This is a genomic window from Staphylococcus sp. HMSC34C02 (assembly GCF_001838705.1).
Taxonomy (GTDB): Bacteria; Bacillota; Bacilli; order Staphylococcales; family Staphylococcaceae; genus Staphylococcus; species Staphylococcus borealis.
The window spans coordinates 1-20,220 of the sequence record NZ_KV838549.1 but is presented as its reverse complement, the minus strand read 5'-3'; the positions used below and the strand labels follow the sequence as shown (position 1 = coordinate 20,220).

Annotated in this window: 15 protein-coding genes; 5 read left to right on the top strand and 10 right to left on the bottom strand. The window is 33.8% G+C overall.

Features of this window, described 5'->3' with window-relative positions:
* Positions 1-150: 150 nt before the first annotated feature.
* The 3 genes from nrdF to nrdI form a co-directional block, all read right to left on the bottom strand.
* Positions 151-1,119, bottom strand: coding sequence for a class 1b ribonucleoside-diphosphate reductase subunit beta (nrdF, locus tag HMPREF3239_RS00185; protein WP_053029945.1), 969 nt, complete (start codon positions 1,117-1,119; stop codon positions 151-153).
* Between the two features lie 127 nt (positions 1,120-1,246).
* Complete coding sequence (nrdE, locus tag HMPREF3239_RS00180; RefSeq protein ID WP_070854255.1) at positions 1,247-3,352, bottom strand: class 1b ribonucleoside-diphosphate reductase subunit alpha; 2,106 nt, start codon at positions 3,350-3,352, stop codon at positions 1,247-1,249.
* On the bottom strand, positions 3,315-3,713 hold the full coding sequence (gene nrdI / locus HMPREF3239_RS00175) for a class Ib ribonucleoside-diphosphate reductase assembly flavoprotein NrdI (RefSeq protein ID WP_070854254.1): 399 nt from the start codon (positions 3,711-3,713) through the stop codon (positions 3,315-3,317). Before nrdI ends, nrdE begins: the two co-directional genes overlap by 38 nt.
* Positions 3,714-4,503: 790 nt before the next feature.
* On the opposite strand from nrdI, the gene HMPREF3239_RS00170 reads away from it, so the two are divergent.
* From HMPREF3239_RS00170 to HMPREF3239_RS00155, 4 genes are all read left to right on the top strand, one after another.
* The gene (locus HMPREF3239_RS00170) at positions 4,504-5,388 is read left to right on the top strand and encodes a DMT family transporter (RefSeq protein WP_070854252.1); all 885 of its coding nucleotides are present in this window, start codon (positions 4,504-4,506) and stop codon (positions 5,386-5,388) included.
* Positions 5,389-5,393: 5 nt separating this feature from the next.
* Positions 5,394-5,894 carry a preQ(1) synthase gene (queF, locus tag HMPREF3239_RS00165; protein WP_053029949.1) on the top strand — a complete coding sequence of 167 codons (501 nt, stop codon included), beginning with the start codon at positions 5,394-5,396 and terminating at the stop codon, positions 5,892-5,894.
* Positions 5,895-6,197: 303 nt separating this feature from the next.
* The gene (locus HMPREF3239_RS00160) at positions 6,198-7,703 is read left to right on the top strand and encodes an S-Cys-Gly-3M3SH uptake peptide MFS transporter (RefSeq protein ID WP_053029950.1); all 1,506 of its coding nucleotides are present in this window, start codon (positions 6,198-6,200) and stop codon (positions 7,701-7,703) included.
* A gap of 287 nt (positions 7,704-7,990) precedes the next feature.
* Complete coding sequence (locus HMPREF3239_RS00155) at positions 7,991-8,917, top strand: diacylglycerol/lipid kinase family protein (protein ID WP_053029951.1); 927 nt, start codon at positions 7,991-7,993, stop codon at positions 8,915-8,917.
* A 73-nt stretch (positions 8,918-8,990) separates the two neighbouring features.
* On the opposite strand, the gene HMPREF3239_RS00150 is transcribed toward HMPREF3239_RS00155, so the two are convergent.
* The 7 genes from HMPREF3239_RS00150 to HMPREF3239_RS00120 all read right to left on the bottom strand — a co-directional run bounded on the left by HMPREF3239_RS00150 (position 8,991) and on the right by HMPREF3239_RS00120 (position 19,089).
* Positions 8,991-9,524, bottom strand: coding sequence for a 5' nucleotidase, NT5C type (locus HMPREF3239_RS00150; RefSeq protein ID WP_070854250.1), 534 nt, complete (start codon positions 9,522-9,524; stop codon positions 8,991-8,993).
* A 179-nt stretch (positions 9,525-9,703) separates the two neighbouring features.
* Complete coding sequence (gene hisC, locus HMPREF3239_RS00145) at positions 9,704-10,759, bottom strand: histidinol-phosphate transaminase (RefSeq protein WP_070854249.1); 1,056 nt, start codon at positions 10,757-10,759, stop codon at positions 9,704-9,706.
* 93 nt (positions 10,760-10,852) lie between these two features.
* On the bottom strand, positions 10,853-12,367 hold the full coding sequence (locus tag HMPREF3239_RS00140; RefSeq protein ID WP_053029954.1) for a peptide MFS transporter: 1,515 nt from the start codon (positions 12,365-12,367) through the stop codon (positions 10,853-10,855).
* Between the two features lie 270 nt (positions 12,368-12,637).
* Positions 12,638-14,152, bottom strand: a complete 1,515-nt coding sequence (locus HMPREF3239_RS00135; protein ID WP_070854247.1) for an ABC transporter permease/substrate-binding protein — start codon at positions 14,150-14,152, stop codon at positions 12,638-12,640.
* Positions 14,149-15,117: an ABC transporter ATP-binding protein gene (locus tag HMPREF3239_RS00130; protein ID WP_070854245.1), complete on the bottom strand. Its 969-nt coding sequence runs from the start codon at positions 15,115-15,117 to the stop codon at positions 14,149-14,151. Before HMPREF3239_RS00130 ends, HMPREF3239_RS00135 begins: the two co-directional genes overlap by 4 nt.
* A 298-nt stretch (positions 15,118-15,415) precedes the next feature.
* Positions 15,416-17,194, bottom strand: coding sequence for a DNA helicase RecQ (gene recQ, locus HMPREF3239_RS00125; protein WP_070854243.1), 1,779 nt, complete (start codon positions 17,192-17,194; stop codon positions 15,416-15,418).
* A gap of 14 nt (positions 17,195-17,208) precedes the next feature.
* Positions 17,209-19,089 carry an ABC-F family ATP-binding cassette domain-containing protein gene (locus tag HMPREF3239_RS00120; protein WP_070854241.1) on the bottom strand — a complete coding sequence of 627 codons (1,881 nt, stop codon included), beginning with the start codon at positions 19,087-19,089 and terminating at the stop codon, positions 17,209-17,211.
* Between the two features lie 119 nt (positions 19,090-19,208).
* On the opposite strand from HMPREF3239_RS00120, the gene HMPREF3239_RS00115 reads away from it, so the two are divergent.
* Positions 19,209-20,027: a ZIP family metal transporter gene (locus HMPREF3239_RS00115; protein ID WP_053029959.1), complete on the top strand. Its 819-nt coding sequence runs from the start codon at positions 19,209-19,211 to the stop codon at positions 20,025-20,027.
* Positions 20,028-20,220: the final 193 nt, after the last annotated feature.

Here is a 20,220-nt window from a genome sequence, read left to right as displayed (position 1 = left end):
ACAAGCAAAGCACGTTGGGCAAGCGAGCCAACAATATGAAGTATTGTAAATAAAGAAACCAGTAAATGCGTTTTAACAAACACATTTACTGGCTAACGTTCTGAGAACTAGGTCTCAGATGCTTTTTCATTTATATCATGTTGTTACTGATTAATCTTCAAAAATAAAATCTTCATCTTGTAATGCTTCTACATTTAATGCCAATGTGTAACCATCACCTTTTACTGAGAAGAAGTCATGGTTTTTAGTTGAAGTATCTAAAGCATTCTCAATGATAGGATTAAATTCTTTTTCCTCAAAGTAAGGTTCGAAACCTAAATTTGATAAAGCTTTATTTCCATTATATTGAACATAATTCAATACATCTTCACTTAAGCCGATATCATCATATAGCAAGTGTGTATAAGAGACTTCATTTGCATATAAATCCTCTAATAATTTATACATTTCTTTGTCTGCTTTTTGTTTTTCATTTTCAGAAAGTTCATTACGCAAACTTTGTGCATCTAGTCCTGTAAATACACCATGGATCGATTCGTCTAATAAAATCTTTCTAATGATCTCACCAGAAGTAGTCATTCTACCTTGTCCAGCTAGGTATAGAGGATAATAGAAACCAGAATAGAATAGGAATGTCTCTAAAAATACACTTGAAACTCTCGCAATATATTGATCATATATAGAGGCTTCTTTTCCCCACAATTTATGATAATTTTCGATAATTTTATCAGATTTATATTTTAAATGAGGCTCTTCAATAACCCAAGTATCTAGCAAATAGTTCGTTTCACTAGAAGGAAGTAAAGTTGTAAAAATATGTGAATAACTTTTCGCATGAATTTGTTCCATCATTGCCATAAATGAATACACTGCTTTTTTACGTAAGTCTGTTGTGTGTAACATAATCAACGGCATACCATCATCTGCTTGATGTGTATCCAATCCTGTTAATCCTGCTAATGCACGTTTAAATGTATTTTTCTCGTCTTCAGTTAGTGTCTTCCAACTTGCAATATCTTTTGATACTTTAAATTCTGTTTCTACCCACATTTGAGAAATATTCTGACGCCAAAACATATTCGTCATATCTTCTTGGGTATTCCAATTGACGGCCTTCATTTAAAAATCCTCCTTAATTACTAAAAAGCAAATCTCATTCGTTAAAGGGAAAGGAGGTGAATCAATTTGTCGTGTTGACCCTACAACCTTCCCCTATTTAATACTTTATTCTGTTAACTTCTAAAAATTAAATTGCACAACTTGTACATTCTTCAACGCTTAATAATTTATTACGCGTATAATATAGTGATTTAAGCCCTTTGTGATGCGCATAAACATATAATCTTGATAATTCACGTGTTGAAATTTCAGAATTCACATATAAGATTGTTGAAATACCTTGGTCCACGTGTGTTTGAATCGTAGCAATCAAATCGATGAGTTTCATTTGATCAGTATTGAAAGCTGATTTATAGTACCACATTGTCTCTGGAGACAAGAATGGCATTGGGTAAAATGTTTCAGCGTTTCCATACGTACGACGCTCAATTTGATCAACAATTGGCATAACTGAACTTGTTGCATTTTGTACATATGAAATACTTTGTGTAGGTGCAATCGCTAATCTATATGCATGATATAAACCATGTTGTTGCACTTGTTCTTGTAATGCTTTCCAATCATTAGCCGTTGGAATATCAATATGATCAAATAAACGTTTTACCTTTTCAAATTTAGGTTGAAAGTCTTGAGATGTATAGAAGTCAAAATATTTGCCACTAGCATAATCAGACTTATCAAAATCTTGATATACTTCACCACGTTCTTTAGCAATTTCCATTGAACGCTCAATTGAGTAGTAGTTCATCATCATGAAGAATATATTCGCAAAATCTTTAGCTTCTTCTGATTCATACCCTATTTTATTTTTAGCTAAATAACCATGTAAGTTCATAACACCGAGTCCAACTGAGTGTAACTCACTATTCGCTTTTCTAACGCCTGGTGCATTTTGGATATTAGCTTCATCACTAACTACAGTTAACGCATCCATTCCAGTATGAACAGAGTCTTTAATTTTACCTGTTTCCATGACATTAACGATATTTAATGAACCTAAGTTACAAGATATATCACGTTTGATTTCATCTTCAATACCATAATCGTTAATTACTGATGTTTCTTGTAACTGGAAGATTTCTGTACATAAGTTACTCATTTTAATTTGACCAATATTTGAATTGGCATGCACTTTATTCGCATTATCTTTAAACATTAAATATGGATAGCCTGATTGTAATTGTGTTTGTGCAATCATATTCAACATTTCTCTTGCATCTTTTTTCTTCTTAACAATATTAGGGTTTGCTACCATATCGTCATAATATTTTTCTAAATCAATATCATCTAGTGTTACACCATATTCTTGTTTAACCGTATGTGGTGCAAACATATAGAAATCTTTGCCTTCTTTTGCTAAATCAAAGAATTTAGAAGGTACAATTAAACCAGTAGAAATTGTTGATAAACGCAAGTCTTCATCAGCGTTTACTTTTTTAGTGTCTAAGAATTCTTCAACATCATAATGGAAGATATTTAAATAGACAGCACCAGCACCTGGACGTTGACCGAGTTGATCTGCGTAGCTAAATCCACCCTCTAACGCTTTCGCTACAGGTAGCACACCTTTCGCTACACCTTTAATACCTTTAATAGCTTCACCACGGGCACGTAATTTAGATAGGTTGATTGCTACACCACCACCAATTTTACTTAGCTGTTTGGCAGTAGAATCAATGAAGTTGATAGAATTTAAGCTATCATCCACTTCTAACAAGAAACATGATACTAATTCACCACGACGTGCGCGTCCTGCATTTAAGAACGTTGGTGTCGCAGGTTGGTATCGTTGTTCAATCATTGCTAGAATAAATTGCTTTGCTTGTTGTTTATTGCCGTCTGCTAAATAAAGTGCAACGATTGCGACATGTTGATTATAATCTTCTAGATATTGTGATTTATCGTTAGTTTTTAACGCATAATCTTTATAGAACTTACTAGCAGACATGTAGCTTGCAAATTCAAAGTTGATTGATTTAGCAAATTCTGTGATTTCAACTAAGTCTGATTCGCTATATTTCTCGAAGACATTAAAATAAAAATTGTTATCTACGAGATAGTGTAATCGTTCAATCTCACTGTCAAAATAAATTGTTTTATCATGGATTTCTTCAAGATAAACCGCTAATGCTTCCTGATCCTTCTCTAAGTTAAAGAAACCATTGTCTTTACGTTTCGTAACTTCATTATTTAGTTCAATATGATTGTACTTTTTCTCGTTCATCATTTTCATTGAAATGCCCCACCTTATTTTTAAATTCAATAACATCTTTATTAGAACCTTGTACTTCAAATTTCATTAATAGAGGTACATGATATGATTCGGAAATTGTTTTACCCGCTTTAGCAAAGTTTTGTCCCCAATTTCGGTTACCACTTGCTGCAACTGCGCGTAAATTTTGATGATTAACATCTAAAAACGATTGTACTTCTTTAGGCACTTCACCAAATCCAATTGTTCCCGTAACTAAAATATAAGGTTCATCAAATGGCTCTGTACAATTATCTTTAGTTATCTCCATTACATCTGAAATTTCACTTCGCTTGATAAATCTTCTTACATTACCAGAAAAAGAGAAATAAACTACTTTCATTGGAACGCCTTCTTTCGTCAGTCCATATTATTAACTAAAAAGAAGTTCTCTTAATTAAATAAGAAAACTTGCTAGACATTAAATACGACATATTTTAGACATTTATTTGGATGTCAACTAGCTGATGATCGTTATACTTAAAAGAAGTGACTTTCGTTTCCAGCCACTACATGTAGTGTTTAGACTAAAATTTCGAGACTATTTCATCTATTAGCTCGTTCGTATAAATAGCATTGAATTAGGGATTTATACTTAAAATCCAGTGTGAAATTTCTATTAAAATGAATAATTTTTATAACACAAACTTTTTATACAACCACAACATGTTGTGGTTCATTTACAAATTCAATACTATATTCTGTGTTTCATTATACAGAATTGCTCTCTTAATTGAAAGTAACTATTTCGTGACAAAAGTTCGGAAAAACGTCTGAATGTGCATCACATCAAACTTAAATTGATACAAATATTTATTTTTGAATATTTAATGTGTTTTAGTTGCATTTTCACCAGCAATATAAATGATTGAATTGTCAGCGTTCTTGAAGACCAATTATTTAAACAATCAATGTATTTTGTACAATTATTCAAGTATATATTATATTCCACTCTAAAAACACGAATATAACATTTATAAAAAAATGGCATCTAACGTGTTTTTACCTAAACAGAACGTTTGTTCTTATTTAAATCATATTACATCCCTATATTATTTTCAAGTATTTATGCATTACTAATTGAATTATGCTACTATATATACGGTAATTTTTTACAAATGAGGCGATTAACCTTGAATCCAAAAGTTAAGGGCATCATTGCAATTCTAATTTCAGCGATTGGTTTTAGTTTTATGTCTGTATTTTTCAGGCTTGCAGGAGACTTACCTGTATTTCAAAAATCATTAGCAAGAAATTTTGTCGCAATGTTTATCCCATTATTTTTCATATTTAAATATAAACAGCCTATGTTCGGGAAATTAAGTAGTCAACCTCTGTTAATTTCTCGCTCTACATTAGGACTTATAGGTGTTTTATTAAATATATATGCCATTGATCATATGGTATTAAGCGATGCAGATACGCTAATGAAACTTAATCCTTTTTGGACAATTTTACTTAGTTTAATTTTTCTAAATGAGCAAGTTCGTAAATATCAAATCGTTGCTATGATTGTAGCAATCTTTGGTATGTTATTTATCGTTAAACCTGAGTTTTCTTCAACAATGATTACGTCATTAGCCGGATTATTCTCAGGTATTTTCGCAGCCTCTGCATACACATGTGTTCGTGCACTTAGTACTAGAGAAGCACCTTATACTATCGTGTTTTATTTTTCATTATTTTCAGTTGTCGTTTTAATTCCGTTTTCAATTGCGACATATGAACCAATGACAACTATACAAATGGTTTACCTTTTAGGAGCGGGTCTTTCAGCAGCAGTTGGCCAAATTGGTATTACACTTGCCTATAGCTTTGCACCTGCGAAGGACATATCTATCTTTACGTATGCTTCGATTATTTTCACAGCGGTCTTCGGATTTATTCTGTTCGAAGAAACACCAGATTTCTATGCACTCATTGGTTATGTCATTATCATCGGCGCAAGCTATTATATGTTTGAAAAAGCGCGACGACAAACAGTACCAACGCAACACCAAACTAACACTAAGGAGTGATTCATATGACGCAAGGACGTCAGAAAGAAGAACTACAAGATATTACTTTATTAGGTAATCAAAACAATAAATATGAATTTGACTATACGCCAGAAGTTTTAGAAACATTTGACAATAAACATCAAGGGCGCGATTACTTTGTAAAATTTAATTGTCCTGAATTTACATCTCTCTGTCCTATTACAGGTCAACCGGATTTCGCTACCATTTATATTTCATATATTCCAAATGTTAAAATGGTAGAATCTAAATCATTAAAATTATACTTATTTAGTTTTAGAAATCATGGCGACTTCCACGAGGATTGCATGAATATTATTATGAACGATTTAATAGAGTTAATGGATCCACATTATATCGAAGTTTGGGGTAAATTCACGCCACGTGGTGGTATTTCTATCGATCCGTATACAAATTATGGCCGCCCTAATTCTAAATATGAAAAAATGGCTGAGCATCGATTAATGAACCACGATTTATATCCAGAAAAAATAGATAATAGATAATAGATTAATAAAATCCACTAAATTGTTTGACAATTTAGTGGATTTTTTCATTATTTGTGATATTTTATTTAAATTTACTATTGCCTATTAGTGAATTAAAGCGTATTTTATTATTATCATTTAAAATTACAAAAGAGTAAGATGATCTAAACAAAGCAACTTATTCTCATTCGATTTTAAATCATCAACTCATTGACTGAAATTTCTAAAAATTTCTATTTTTAAGAAATTACATTATTTTACATATCATCATCTTGATTATTAAATTTCAGTCTTTAAAGGGAAGAAAGGATTGGGATACATATGGCAACAAACAATTCCCATGAACAAGCAGTTCAAACAATACCTCAGCGTGGATTCTTCGGACATCCTAACGGCTTAGGTGTACTATTCTTTGTAGAATTTTGGGAGCGATTTAGTTATTACGGTATGCGCGCCATGCTCATTTTCTACATGTATGACCAAATTAAAAATGGCGGTCTAGGCATTGATCAAACGACTGCAATGTCTATTATGTCAGTTTACGGGGCATTAATTTACATGTCTTCAATTCCAGGTGCATGGGTCGCAGATAGACTCTTCGGTACTAGAGGCGCGACCTTGATCGGTGCAGTACTGATTATTATTGGACATATTTGTTTAAGTTTACCATTCGCAATGTTTGGGTTATTTGCATCAATGTTCTTTATCATTATCGGTTCTGGTTTAATGAAACCAAATATTTCAAACATTGTTGGACGATTATATCCTGAGAATGATACGCGTATGGATGCTGGGTTCGTTATATTCTATATGTCAGTTAACTTAGGCGCATTAATCTCACCAATTATCTTGCAACATTTCCTTGATGTGAAAAATTATCACGGTGGTTTCTTAATCGCAGCAATTGGTATGGCATTAGGTTTAGTATGGTATATGATTTTCAACAAGAAAAATTTAGGCTCTGTTGGTATGAATCCAACAAATCCACTTTCTCCTGAAGAAAAAAGAAAATATGGATTAATTGTTAGCTTAGTTGTAATCGTAATTGCTATTGTATTATTAGTTACATACTTTACTAATACTTTATCATTTAACCTGATTAGTAATACTGTTTTAGTTCTAGGTATTGCATTACCAATTATTTACTTTACAACGATGATTCGAAGTAAAGAAGTTACAGATGTAGAACGTTCTCGCGTTAAAGCATTTATTCCATTATTTATTCTAGGAATGTTATTCTGGGGAATTCAAGAACAAGGTTCAAACGTTTTAAATATTTATGGATTAGAGCGTTCTGATATGCAACTGAATTTATTTGGTTGGCAGACACAATTTGGTGAAGCATGGTTCCAATCAATTAACCCATTATTTATCCTACTCTTCGCACCAGTCGTTTCAACAATCTGGTTAAAAATGGGTAAAAGACAACCAAGCTTACCAGTCAAGTTTGGTATTGGTACCTTATTAGCAGGTGCTTCATATATTCTAATGGGACTTATCGGTATGAGTTATGGTGATTCACACTTCTCAGTAAACTGGGTCATCCTATCTTATGTAATCTGTGTGGTTGGTGAATTATGTTTATCACCTACAGGTAATAGTGCAGCAGTTAAATTAGCACCGAAAGCATTTAATGCGCAAATGATGAGTGTTTGGTTATTAACAAACGCATCTGCACAAGCACTTAATGGTACGTTAGTTAAATTAATTGAACCTTTAGGTCAAACGAATTACTTTATCTTCTTAGGTAGTGTAGCAATTGTCATTACTGTGATTATCTTAGCTTTCACACCGAAGATTTCTAAAGCAATGAAAGGTATTCATTAACCTTTTAGGCTATTTAAAAAGCGTCCTAATGTTTAGGGATGCTCAATCTTATTCACAGTAACTGAGTGAACTAAGAAGTCATTTATATTCAGCTTTGCGAGTCATACTTTTAGGGATGGAACAATGAATTCAAATTGAATTCTGTTCCATCCTTTTTCTTTGTGTATCAACGTAAAAAGTGTAATCATAAAGACTTGAGCACTTGAAATACGCAAATCATAATTAAGCAAACCTGATTTTGGGTAAATATAAGATAATTAAAGTAAATTACGAAAGTAGGCATTATTATGGATCAAACATTTAATCATGGGGTTCTTTTTTACCATGAACATAGTGGTCTAAAAGATATATATGATGGTTTAGGAGAAGTCACTAAATCGCTAACAACCATTTGTAAGCATTTATCCATTCAATTAAGTGAAAATGAAGGCGACATCATTAAATATTGTGAAGATATTAAAAATCAAAACTATAGCAGTGATGTGGATATTGTCTTCATATTAGGTGGCGATGGTACTGTTAATGAACTTATCAATGGTGTTATGACACATCAACTGAACCTCCCTATCGGAATTATTCCTGGAGGGACATTTAATGACTTTACTAAAACATTAAATCTACATCCAGACTTCCGAAAAGCCAGTGAGCAGTTAAAGACTTCACATTTAGAATCATATGATGTCATGAAAGTAAATGATACGTACGTACTCAATTTCGTTGGCTTAGGATTAATCGTTCAAAACGCTGAAAATGTCCAAGAAGGTCGTAAAGACATCTTCGGCAAGTTGAGCTATGTCGGTTCTACCGTTAAAACATTAATGAACCCTGAACATTTCGATTATAAATTAACTGTAGATGACAAAGAATATACAGGTAACACATCAATGCTTGTTGTTGCTAACGGCCCAAACATAGGCGGTAGTCGTATTCCACTTGTCGATTTATCTCCTCAAGATGGTAAAGTGAATAGCTTTATCTTTGATAAACAAAGTTTCACTATTCTTAATGACATCTTTAAGAAACGCGATAGTATGGATTGGAACGAAATTACAAATGGGATTGATCATATTGCTGGTGAGCATATTACATTATCCACGGATCCAATTATGAAAGTAGACATTGACGGTGAAATTAATTTAGAAACACCTATTTCTATTGAAGTTCTGCCAAAAGCAATTCAAATTCTAACTTTCCCAGAAAATGCTGAACAATAACTATTAATTCTATCAATATAAAAGCGATTAAGGTTAATGACTCATTCATCATACCTTAATCGCTTATTTTTAATTATGCTTCAAGAAAGAATGCTTCCACATCTTTCCATCCATTAACACGTTTAAAGCGTTCTTCATTAACATTATGAGACGCAGTAAACATGATTGGTTCTCCTTCAAAAATTTGTAATTGTCGTGGATTATCATCAATGAGATAATCTGTTTTTACTATATTTTTACGACCGCAAAAGATAAATTGTTGAGGGTCTAAAAATGGGAAGAACTCAAGTAACCATTCATATTTATCATGAAATGATGTTGGTACATCCATCGCCGCTGTTGCAATGTAAACATCGTAATGTTCTGTTAATTTCTCAACTACCTCTTGTGCATGTGGCATTACCTTTAGATTTCTAAAAAAGCCAGGCGCTCTTAAAATATCACGCACTAATCCATCGTGTTCCGGTATCACGTTTTTAAGCTTTTGACCATTGAGCGACTCAACCATGATCCCTAATTCAGTTTTAACATTAACCGCTTCAATAATGGCACCTAATGTGTCTGCTAAGACTTCATCCATATCAATAGCTATAGATTTTCTAGACATAATATCTCTCCCTTAATCATCACCTATATACTGTTAAAGTATAGCAAAAATTTAAAAGAGAGTGGTACAGAATTCATATCGAATTGATTGTACCACTCTCTTGCTATATTTAAATTTATAGCACTATCAGAACTGATTCAATTATCTTGCATCGAAAACTTAATCCGTTAGATTCGCTTTTAATAATCAAAGCGTTTCAATACTTCTATCATCTTGTCATTTTGTTCTGGGAATCCGATTGTAATACGGACACCAGTTGGAAATGGTCGTGTAATACAACCAACATTTAATAATGCTTCGTATAATTCTTGTGCTTTGTTTGTAACCACAAATACAAAGTTCGTTTGACTTGGTAAGAAATGTTTACTTTGCGGTATATCATAAAATTTCTGACGTTCGACTGCATTTTTAGCTGTAATTTCATTTAAATAGTCTTGATCTTCTAACGCTGCAATGGCGGCATATTCTGAAATACGAGTGACATTAAATGGTGGACGAATGATGTTCCATTTTTCAATTGCTTCATTCGTAGCAACAACATAACCTACACGTAATCCTGCTAGGCCATAAGCTTTAGAGAACGTTCTTAATAAAAATGCATTATCAAAACGTTCTTGCAATTTCAATGTATCAGGATAATCATTTGCCGTAACGAACTCGAAGTATGCTTCATCAATCAATACTGGTACGTGACTAGGCACTTGTTCTAAAAAGTGTTCTAGTTCATCATGAGTGAAATACGTTCCAGTTGGGTTGTTAGGATTACATAACCATACTAAGGCAGTATCTTCATCTACTTCTTGTATAATCCCATCTAAATCGAAGCCACCCTCTTTCAATGGTACTTGGACAACATCAGCTGATTCTACAATCGCGTTGTGATAGTACTGACCAAATGTTGCTTCACTCGTTACAATCTTATCACCCGGTGTTAATACCGCTCTTGAAATCATCAAGATAACTTCATCTAACCCAGCACCAAATAGAATTCTAGACGCATCCACATTCAAGTGCTCACTAATTGCTTTGCGTAGTGATGGCGACCCAGTTTCCGGGTAGTAGAATAATTCATCTACGTGCGCTTGAACTGCTTCTTTTGCTTTTGGAGAAGGGCCATATAAATTCTCATTTGAGGCAAGTTTATATAGGTCCCCTTCAATGCCATGTTTTTCTTTAAGTGCTTGTGGTGATAAACCTGGTTGATACGCTGTTAATTGATTTAATTGTTGTTTCATTGCCAACCACTCCTTTTCATAAATATAAAATGTTTATTCAATTATAAATGATGTTGCTTACACAATATCAAATTGCAGGACCGCTATCGTATCTTAATGTACGCCATTCATTGCTTTTTTAACAATTGGAGAAATCGCAACTAAGATCACACCAATGAGAAGTGTAAACAATCCAGAATATAAGAAGAATTCTTTTTCACTAATAATTTTAAATAGGACAACAATTTGACTATTGATACTTTGTGCAGTCGCGTTACTTAACATCCATAGTGCCATCATCTGTGCTGAGAATTTTGCAGGTGCTAATTTAGACGTTACTGATAACCCAACTGGTGAAATACATAATTCTCCCAATGTGATTAAGAAGAAACTTAACACCAACCAAATAGGATGAATCATTTGAACATGACTACTTAACGGTATAATCATGACTAAATAAGATAACCCAGCGAAAATTGCACCTAGTGCAAATTTGTATACTGTACTTGGATTATGCTTACCTAATTTCGTCCATATACTAGCAAAGATAGGTGCTAATATAATGATAAATACCGGGTTGATTGACTGGAACCAGGCTGCTGGTATATGAAAATCGAGAACACCATTTGTCAGTTTACCCAAACTTAGTTCAGTCTTCTGATCTGCAAAGTTAGCTAAAACTGTTGAACCTTGTTCTTGAATCATCCAGAATGCAACAGATGTAATAAATAACGGTATGTAACTATAAATTCTTGAACGCTCTTCTTTACGCGTCTTATGACTTGATAACATATAAACAAAAATACAAATCGGTAATACGATACCTACGAATGTAACAATCATACTAAAACTAGATAGGCTTAATTGTCCAGTAAATTGCAAGATAAGTAGGATAATTGCGAAAATTAACACGATAATACCAGTAATAATTGATAACCTTTTGATTTCTTCTTTGCGAAGCGGATTAGGCACACTTAAACCAGCTAATCCTAAGTTCTTTTTATTGGTAATATAGTATGTCACTAATCCTACGAACATACCTACTGCAGCTACAGCGAAACCATAGTGGAAGCCTAGTCTTGTTTGTAAATATCCTGTCGCAAATGGTGCTAAAAAGCTACCTAGGTTAATACCCATATAAAAAATAGTAAATGCTGCATCTAAACGTCTGTCATTATGGTCATATAATTCTCCAACGGTAGTCGAGATATTAGGTTTCAATAAACCTGTACCAATAATAAGCAGTAATAATGCAATCATAACTACGGTTAAACTACCCGGTATCGTCAACAGAATATGTCCAAACATAATGAGTATGCCACCATAAAACAGGGCATGACGTGTGCCAATCATTCTGTCTGCGATCCAACCTCCGATGGTACCAGACATATAGATAAGCGCACCGTATAACGATACAATTTGTAGTGCTGTCCCTTGTGGTAAACCAAAGCCACCTTTACTAACAGAATAGTACAGATAATAAGCTAAAATGGCTTTCATACCATAGTAACTGAATCGCTCCCAAAATTCAGTAAAGAATAGTGTACTTAAACCTTTAGGATGACCGAAAAATCCTTTTTGAGGTACACTCTCCACTATTTCTTGTCTAGAATAGTTCTTTGTATTCATTTTCTCCCCCCTAAAACCATACACGCTAATTTTGTGTATTTATTCATTAGTGTAAATAAAATTAAATCAGATTACAATTGTCTATACAAAATTCTCACTGAAAAAAAGAAGCAGGACAGAAATTGAAATCAATTCGTTGTCCCGCTCCATGAGGATCATTCGTACTATGAGAAACTAAATTTTAGCGTTTTTCAGTCTAGCAATCATCTAAGACACTTTTATCAAGTAGCCTTAAAATCATCGTTGTATGTCAATCGCTATACACTTCTTTTATTTGATTAAACCTTCTTGTTCAAGATAATGTTTTGCAACCTTGTAAGGATCTTCATTTTTTACGGTAACTTTATAATTCATTTCTTGCATCTCTTCATCGGAAATTTTACCTTTTAACTTATTCAATGGTTTTTTAATTTCAGGATGTTCTTTTAAGAATTTCTCTTTAAACATCGGTGCACCTTGATATGGTGGGAAGACATGCTTATCATCCTTTAAAACGACCATATCATATTGTTTTAATTCCGCATCGGTTGAATACGCATCAATTAAATTGATATCGACTTTTTCGACTGCAGTATATCGTAATTTTGGCTCCATTTTTTTAATATTTGATAAATCGAGTCCATAAGCTTTAGACACAGCTTTGTAACCATCAGGACGGTCATTAAATTCCATCGTAAATCCTGGTTTAAGTTTGTCCTCGACTTTTTGTAAATCACCTATCGTTTTAATATTATTGTCTTTAGCGAAATCCTTTTTTACTGCTAACGCATAAGTGTTGTTGTATTTCATAGGTTCTAACATGGTCATGTCATATTTTTTCTCTAAACTTTGTTTAGCTTGTTGATATACAGCATCTTCTTGTTTAGATTTTAAATCTTCTTTCGTTAATTCTCCTAACACTGTACCTGTAAATTCTAAATAACCATCTATATCATCTGATTTCAAAGCATTGAAGAGGAATGATGTTTTCCCCATACCATCTTTAACATCAACTGTGTTGTCTGTTTCATCTTCAATTAAAATTTTATACATATTGGTAATAATTGAAGGTTCTGAACCTAATTTACCTGCAAGCGTAATTGTGTCCCCTTTTTTCCCGAAAAGTGGCACAACAATGACCAATAATATAATAAGGATCATCACTCCAACAGTGATTAATAATTTCTTGTAAGACAATTTCTCCATATATCGCAATATCAAATCAAACATAATAGCGAGTAATGCAGCAGGAATCGCACCAATAAGAATGAGTGATGCGTTATTACGGTCAATACCTAGTAAGATTAAATCACCAAGTCCGCCTGCACCGATTAATGCAGCTAAAGTTGCTGTACCGATAATTAATACCATTGCTGTACGAATACCGGCCATCATCACTGGCATGGCAATAGGTAACTCAACTCTCGTTAATCGACGCATCGGTTTCATACCTATACCTTTAGCAGCTTCAATGAGTGATGGGTCGACTTCTTTAATGCCTGTATATGTATTTCTTAAAATTGGTAACAAGGCATACACAACTAACGCGATAATTGCAGGAAGTCGACCAATACCAAAGATTGGAATCATCAAGCCTAATAATGCTAAAGATGGAATAGTTTGTAATATTGCCGCTATATTCATGATGACTTCAGACAAACGCTTCGTTTTCGTTAAAGCAATCCCTAGTGGAACAGCGATTAAGATCGCGATTAATAATGCGATAAATGATATTTGAATATGTTCTACAATGGTTGTAAATACTTCGCCTTTACGGTCGTTGAGGGTGCTCAATAAGTCACTCATGCTTTACCCTCCTTATCGTAGTCATCTTGAGATATAAATTTAAAGACATCTTCACGCTTTAAGAGAGACTGCGTAGAAGTTGATGCATCATTCACAATTACCGCTTCATGCTGTGCTAATTTCGAATAAATTGAACGTAATTGGGCATCACTATTGATGATTGGGTAATCGTGTTGTGTTTCTTTCTCTGTGAGCGGCGTTGTAATCTTTAAGTCTTTCAACTGCAATGTTTCTTGATTTTGATCTAAATGACTTCCCATAAATTCTTCTACAAATGCATTTTTAGGTTGATCTCGAAACGCTTGCGGTGTATCAATTTGTTCAACACGGCCATGGTTGAGTAAGCAAATACGATCGCCTAACTTCATGGCTTCTTGTATATCATGTGTGACGAACACGATTGTCTTCTTTATTTGTGTTTGTAATGTTATTAAATCATCTTGTAGCTTCTCACGACTTATCGGGTCCAATGCGCTGAATGGCTCATCCATCAATATGACTGGAGGATCGGCAGCTAATGCTCTGATTACCCCAACCCTTTGGCGTTGGCCACCTGATAATTCATCTGGTTTACGATCACGATATTTTTCTGGTTCTAAACCAACCATTGTAAGTAATTCGTCTACACGTCGATCTATATCTTTGTCTTTCCATTTTTTCATCTGTGGCACTTGTGCAATATTTTCTTTAATTGTCATATGCGGAAAAAGTGCAATTTGCTGTAACACATATCCGATGTCCCATCGCATTTCATAAACGGGATAATCGCTAATGGGCTTATCTTTGAAATAAATATAGCCTTCACTTAACGGAATTAGTCTGTTAATCATTTTCAAAGTGGTCGTTTTTCCACACCCAGATGGGCCGATGAGTACAAAGAACTCGCCTTCATTGATTTTGAAACTCACATTATCGACAGCTACATTATTGCCATAACGTTTGGTTACGTTTTTAAATTCAATCATTTAGTCACCTTCATTTAATCTACCTATTTAAAATGTTTGCATTCTTATTCCCTATTTAAACATGTTTAATGATGAATTCATATTAAATTAGTCATATTATTGTAATTATATTTAAAACATATAGCATAACAATATAAATAAAAATTAAAGAGAGTAGGATAGAATGTTTTGTGCATTCATTATCCTACTCTCAGGTAAATTGGACTGTCTTTTCAATTCAGTTAGTTGCTATGCATTTGCTCAGGCGCCTCATAACATTGTTTGTTCTAGGTTCTCCTAATATATTTAGATGTTGCGTCTATATACTGGCTTTATAAGAGTGAATAGTTTCTAAGAACTTCGGACAATAATGTTTTAGCTTGTAACTACCAACACCATCAATAGATATCATTTCTTGTTTAGATTCCGGTTTACGTTTAGCAAATTCTTCTAAGGTATAATCTGAAAAGATACTTACCGGCGCAATATTTAATTTCTCACTTAATTTACGACGTACTTCAACCAATTCACTGTATAATGCACGATCGACACCTTCAACTGTATTGATATAAACCTTCTCTTTAGATTTTTGTTTAAATGGTGTCGTAAATACCTTAATTTCATCATTAAGTAGCTTTTTAACACTTTCATCACATATCAATATTTCATCAAATTCATTTAAAAATCCTTTAAAGCGTAATTCGTCTATTAAATGACTTAATTCTGAAGTAGTATAATCTTTCATTAAGCCATGTGTCGTCAACTTATCATAGTCATTATACTTAATATAATCACTTGTTTCTCCACGCAAGACTTGAATGATTACACTGTAACTTTCTTTTTGACGCATACGTGCAATACAACTAATAATCATTTTAGCTTCTTGTGTCATATCATATGTTTTATTTTGTTGAATACAGCTACTACATCGGCCACACTCTTCTAACTTTTCATTGGGTTCAAAGTAATGAACGACTGTTGCTTCGAGACATTTTTTTGTTTTTGTGTATTGAATCATTTTAGTAAGTTTTTCACCCATTTTATCTTTGTAGTCCTCATCGGCCTGTGACACCGTAATAAAGTATTCATGTAAACCTTTATCACGCTCACTAAATAAAAGGATGCATTCACTTTCTAATCCATCACGCCCTGCACGGCCTGCCTCTTGATAATATGATTCCAGATCACCGGGCATATTGTAGTGTATGACGTATCTAACATTTGATTTGTCTATCCCCATACCAAATGCATTTGTCGCAATAACAACTTTAACTTTGTCATAGACAAATTCATTTTGAGCTGTCTCGCGTTCTTTATTTGTTAAACCTGCATGATAAATAGCAGAAGAAACATTTATAACGTCAAGCGCTTCTTGTAACTCTTCAACTTGTTTACGTGTAGAACAATAGATTATACCCGCTTGTTCTTTATGCTTTTGCACATAGTCTACGACAAATTTTTGACGTTGATACGTAGGATTCACTTTAAAAATAAGGTTACGGCGTTTTGTACTCGTTTTTACTTCATCGTGCCTATCGATGTTTAACTTTTCCATAATATCTTGTTGCACTTCTGCAGTTGCTGTTGCCGTCAGTGCGACAATTGTAAAGTTTTGGGGTAATGTGAATACTTTCTTAATCACACTTTGATAGCTAGGTCTAAAATCATGACCCCATTTAGATATGCAATGGGCTTCATCAAATGCGATAAGATGAATATCAATACGACTTAATAAACTTAAAAAATATTGATTATCAAAACGTTCTGGTGCCACATATAAAAATTGAATATGACCCTTCATTAAATCATTTTCAATGTCTTTTTGTTGTTTCTTGGTTAAACTACTATTTAAATAGGCGGCTTTAATTCCCATAGCCTTAAGCTGATCGACTTGGTCTTTCATTAAAGAGATTAATGGACTAATGACAATCGTCGTTCCGACCAACATTAAACCAGGCACTTGATAACAGATTGATTTCCCACCACCTGTAGGTAATACGCCTAACACATTATGATGATTCATTATTTTAGTTATGATTTCTTTTTGCCCCGGTCTAAACTTCTCATAGCCAAAATAATGCGATAATGTTGCTTCCATACTTTACATTCCCCTTATTGCTCTTTTAGTTCTTCTAATTCACTCCATCTCGTGATGTCTGTTTCATATGTTAGCTCTAATTGTTCTTTCTCTTCATTTAATTCTTTGATTTTGGCATAATCAGCACTAGCCGCAATCATCTCTTCATCGATTTCTTCTAAACGTGTTTCTGTTTGATCAATACGTTCCATCAATGACTCATATTCACGTTTTTCTTTATATGATAAGCCAGATTTTTTTCGAACAGTTGGCTTTTGTTTCGGCTGTTGCGCCTGTTTCTCTAATGTCGCAATTTTATCTTGCTCTTTCTTGTATACCTCATAATCTTCAAACGTTCCTACGATACGTTCCATTTTCCCATCATGAATATACCAATATGCTTGAGCAACTTTATTTAAGAAGTAACGATCATGACTCACAGTGATAACTGAACCACCAAATGTACTAATATAATCTTCCAAAATGGTTAAAGTTTCAGTATCCAAATCGTTTGTAGGCTCATCTAATAATAATACATTAGGTTGATGTACGAGCAAACGTAGTAAATATAAACGCTTTTGTTCTCCACCCGATAATTTGTAAATCTTTTTACCATGCGTTGCACTTGGGAATAAGAAGCGTTCAAGTAATTGTGTTACAGAAATGGATGTGCCATCCTTTTCTTTAGCCACTTCACTTTCTTCTCTCAAGTAATCAATCATACGTATGTCTCTATCTAACGTTTCTTCTGTTTGTTTGAAGTAGGCTACTTTTACAGTCTGACCAATTTTAAGCGTGCCTGTATAATCATTATCTTCTCCACTTAAAATATTTAATAATGTCGTTTTACCAGCACCATTCGGACCAACAATACCAATACGCTGACCGCTTTGAATGATTTCTGTAATATCTTCAAACAACGTTTTACCATTCATTTGTTTAGATACGTGTTCCAGTTCATACACTTGCTTACCTAATCTTGAATATGCCAAGTTAAGTTGACCCTTATCTTGAACATGATGGCCTTGAACTTCTGATTCCAAATCATTAAAACGATTGATACGTGCTTGTTGTTTTGTCGTTCTTGCCTTAGCACCAGCTCTCATCCACGCTAATTCCTGTTTATATAAAGCCTTTTGTTTGTCTTGTTGCTTTTGTTCGATCAATTCATTTTCAGCTCGCATTGCGATGTAATCTTCATAATTACCCGGATACGATTTTAATTTACCTCGATCAAGCTCAATGATTCTACTCGCGATTTCATTTAAAAAGTAACGATCATGCGTTACAAATAAAACAGTATGAGGATATTGTTTGATGTAATTGATTAGCCATGTAATGGATTCAAAATCAAGATGGTTCGTTGGCTCGTCTAGTAATAATAAATCAGGTTGTTCTATTAACGTCTTAGCTAGTACGACTCGTTTTTGTTGTCCACCAGACAGCTCACTTATCTTTTTAGTCGTATCGTGAATACCTAGTTTAGATAAGATTGTTTTGATTTCTGCATTATAATCCCACGCATGATGTCGATCCATAGCTTCTTGCGCTTCCATCATTTTTTGAAAATGCGTATCATCCTGGTGTTGTGTATAATTTGTTACGGCTTCTTCATAAGCTTTAATAATTCGAAGTGTTGTTGTATCAGAGCTAAGTACAGCTTGGAAGACCGTCATAGTGCCATCTAAATCTTGTTTTTGAGAAGAATAACGTATACGATATTGATTAGGATGTGTAATATCAGCTGTAAAATCATCGTCTAGATTGCCAATCACTTTAAGTAATGTACTTTTACCAGTACCATTAATTCCTACTAGTCCTATTTTTTCATGTTCAGAAATAGATAGGTTTAAATCATCGAAAATGATTTTATCCGCATATGATTTATTTAAATGTTCTATTTTATACGCTTCCATGCTTCTACTTCCTTTTCCAAATCGAAATATCGAATTTTTAAATATTTTTTGATAAGCTTAAATCAGTTCTATATATTATACACCTTTTTAAAGTTAAATGATACAAGGAGACAAGAGTTATGATTGACTTTTTCGAAAGTTTACCGCCCTATTTACAGGCACTTATAGCCGGTATTATTACGTGGCTACTCACTGCATTGGGTGCGGCTGCTGTGTTTGTATTCAAATCCGTTAATGAACGCATATTAACTTCAATGCAGGGCTTTGCTGCTGGGATTATGATTGCCGCCAGTTTCTGGTCATTATTACAACCTTCAATTGAATATGGTAAAGATGGTAGTTTACCTGCCTGGTTACCTGCTGCAATTGGATTTTTATTTGGTGGCATCTTCATACGTGCCCTCGATTCAGTTATCCCCCATTTACACCAAAGAATTGGAGATAAAAGTCAATACCGCGAAGGTGTAAAAACGTCATTAAGTAAGAATACACTCTTAGTACTTGCCATTACGTTACATAATATTCCAGAAGGTCTATCAATCGGTGTTGCTTTTGGTGGTATCGCGACTGGTAATAGCCAAGCAACATTTCTAGGCGCTTTGGGCTTAGCAATAGGGATTGGGATTCAAAATATTCCAGAAGGTGCGGCATTATCTATGCCAATCAGAGCTGCTGGTGCATCTCGTTGGAAAGCCTTTAATTACGGCCAAGCTTCTGCAATTGTTGAACCCATTTTTGCTACGATTGGTGCGGCGTTAATATTAGTGATTACGCCTGTGTTACCATATGCTTTAGCTTTTGCAGCTGGCGCTATGATATTCGTTGTTGTCGAAGAGCTCATACCTGACTCACAATCTGGTAATAATACAGATTTGGCAACATTAAGTTTAATGTTAGGCTTTACTATTATGATGATTTTAGACGTTGCGCTTGGCTAATTGATGTAAATAGCATAAATATTTAAATTATATTGTTCTATATTTTGTTAATACCACTACTGATAATGGGTATCTAAATTATGTAGTATGTTACAAATTAATCATGAAACAACGTCTAGAAAGTTAAGTTTTAGACAAAGGGAGTGGGGACAGAATTCTTTTTGAATTCGTCGTCCACTCCCAGCTTGCTTTG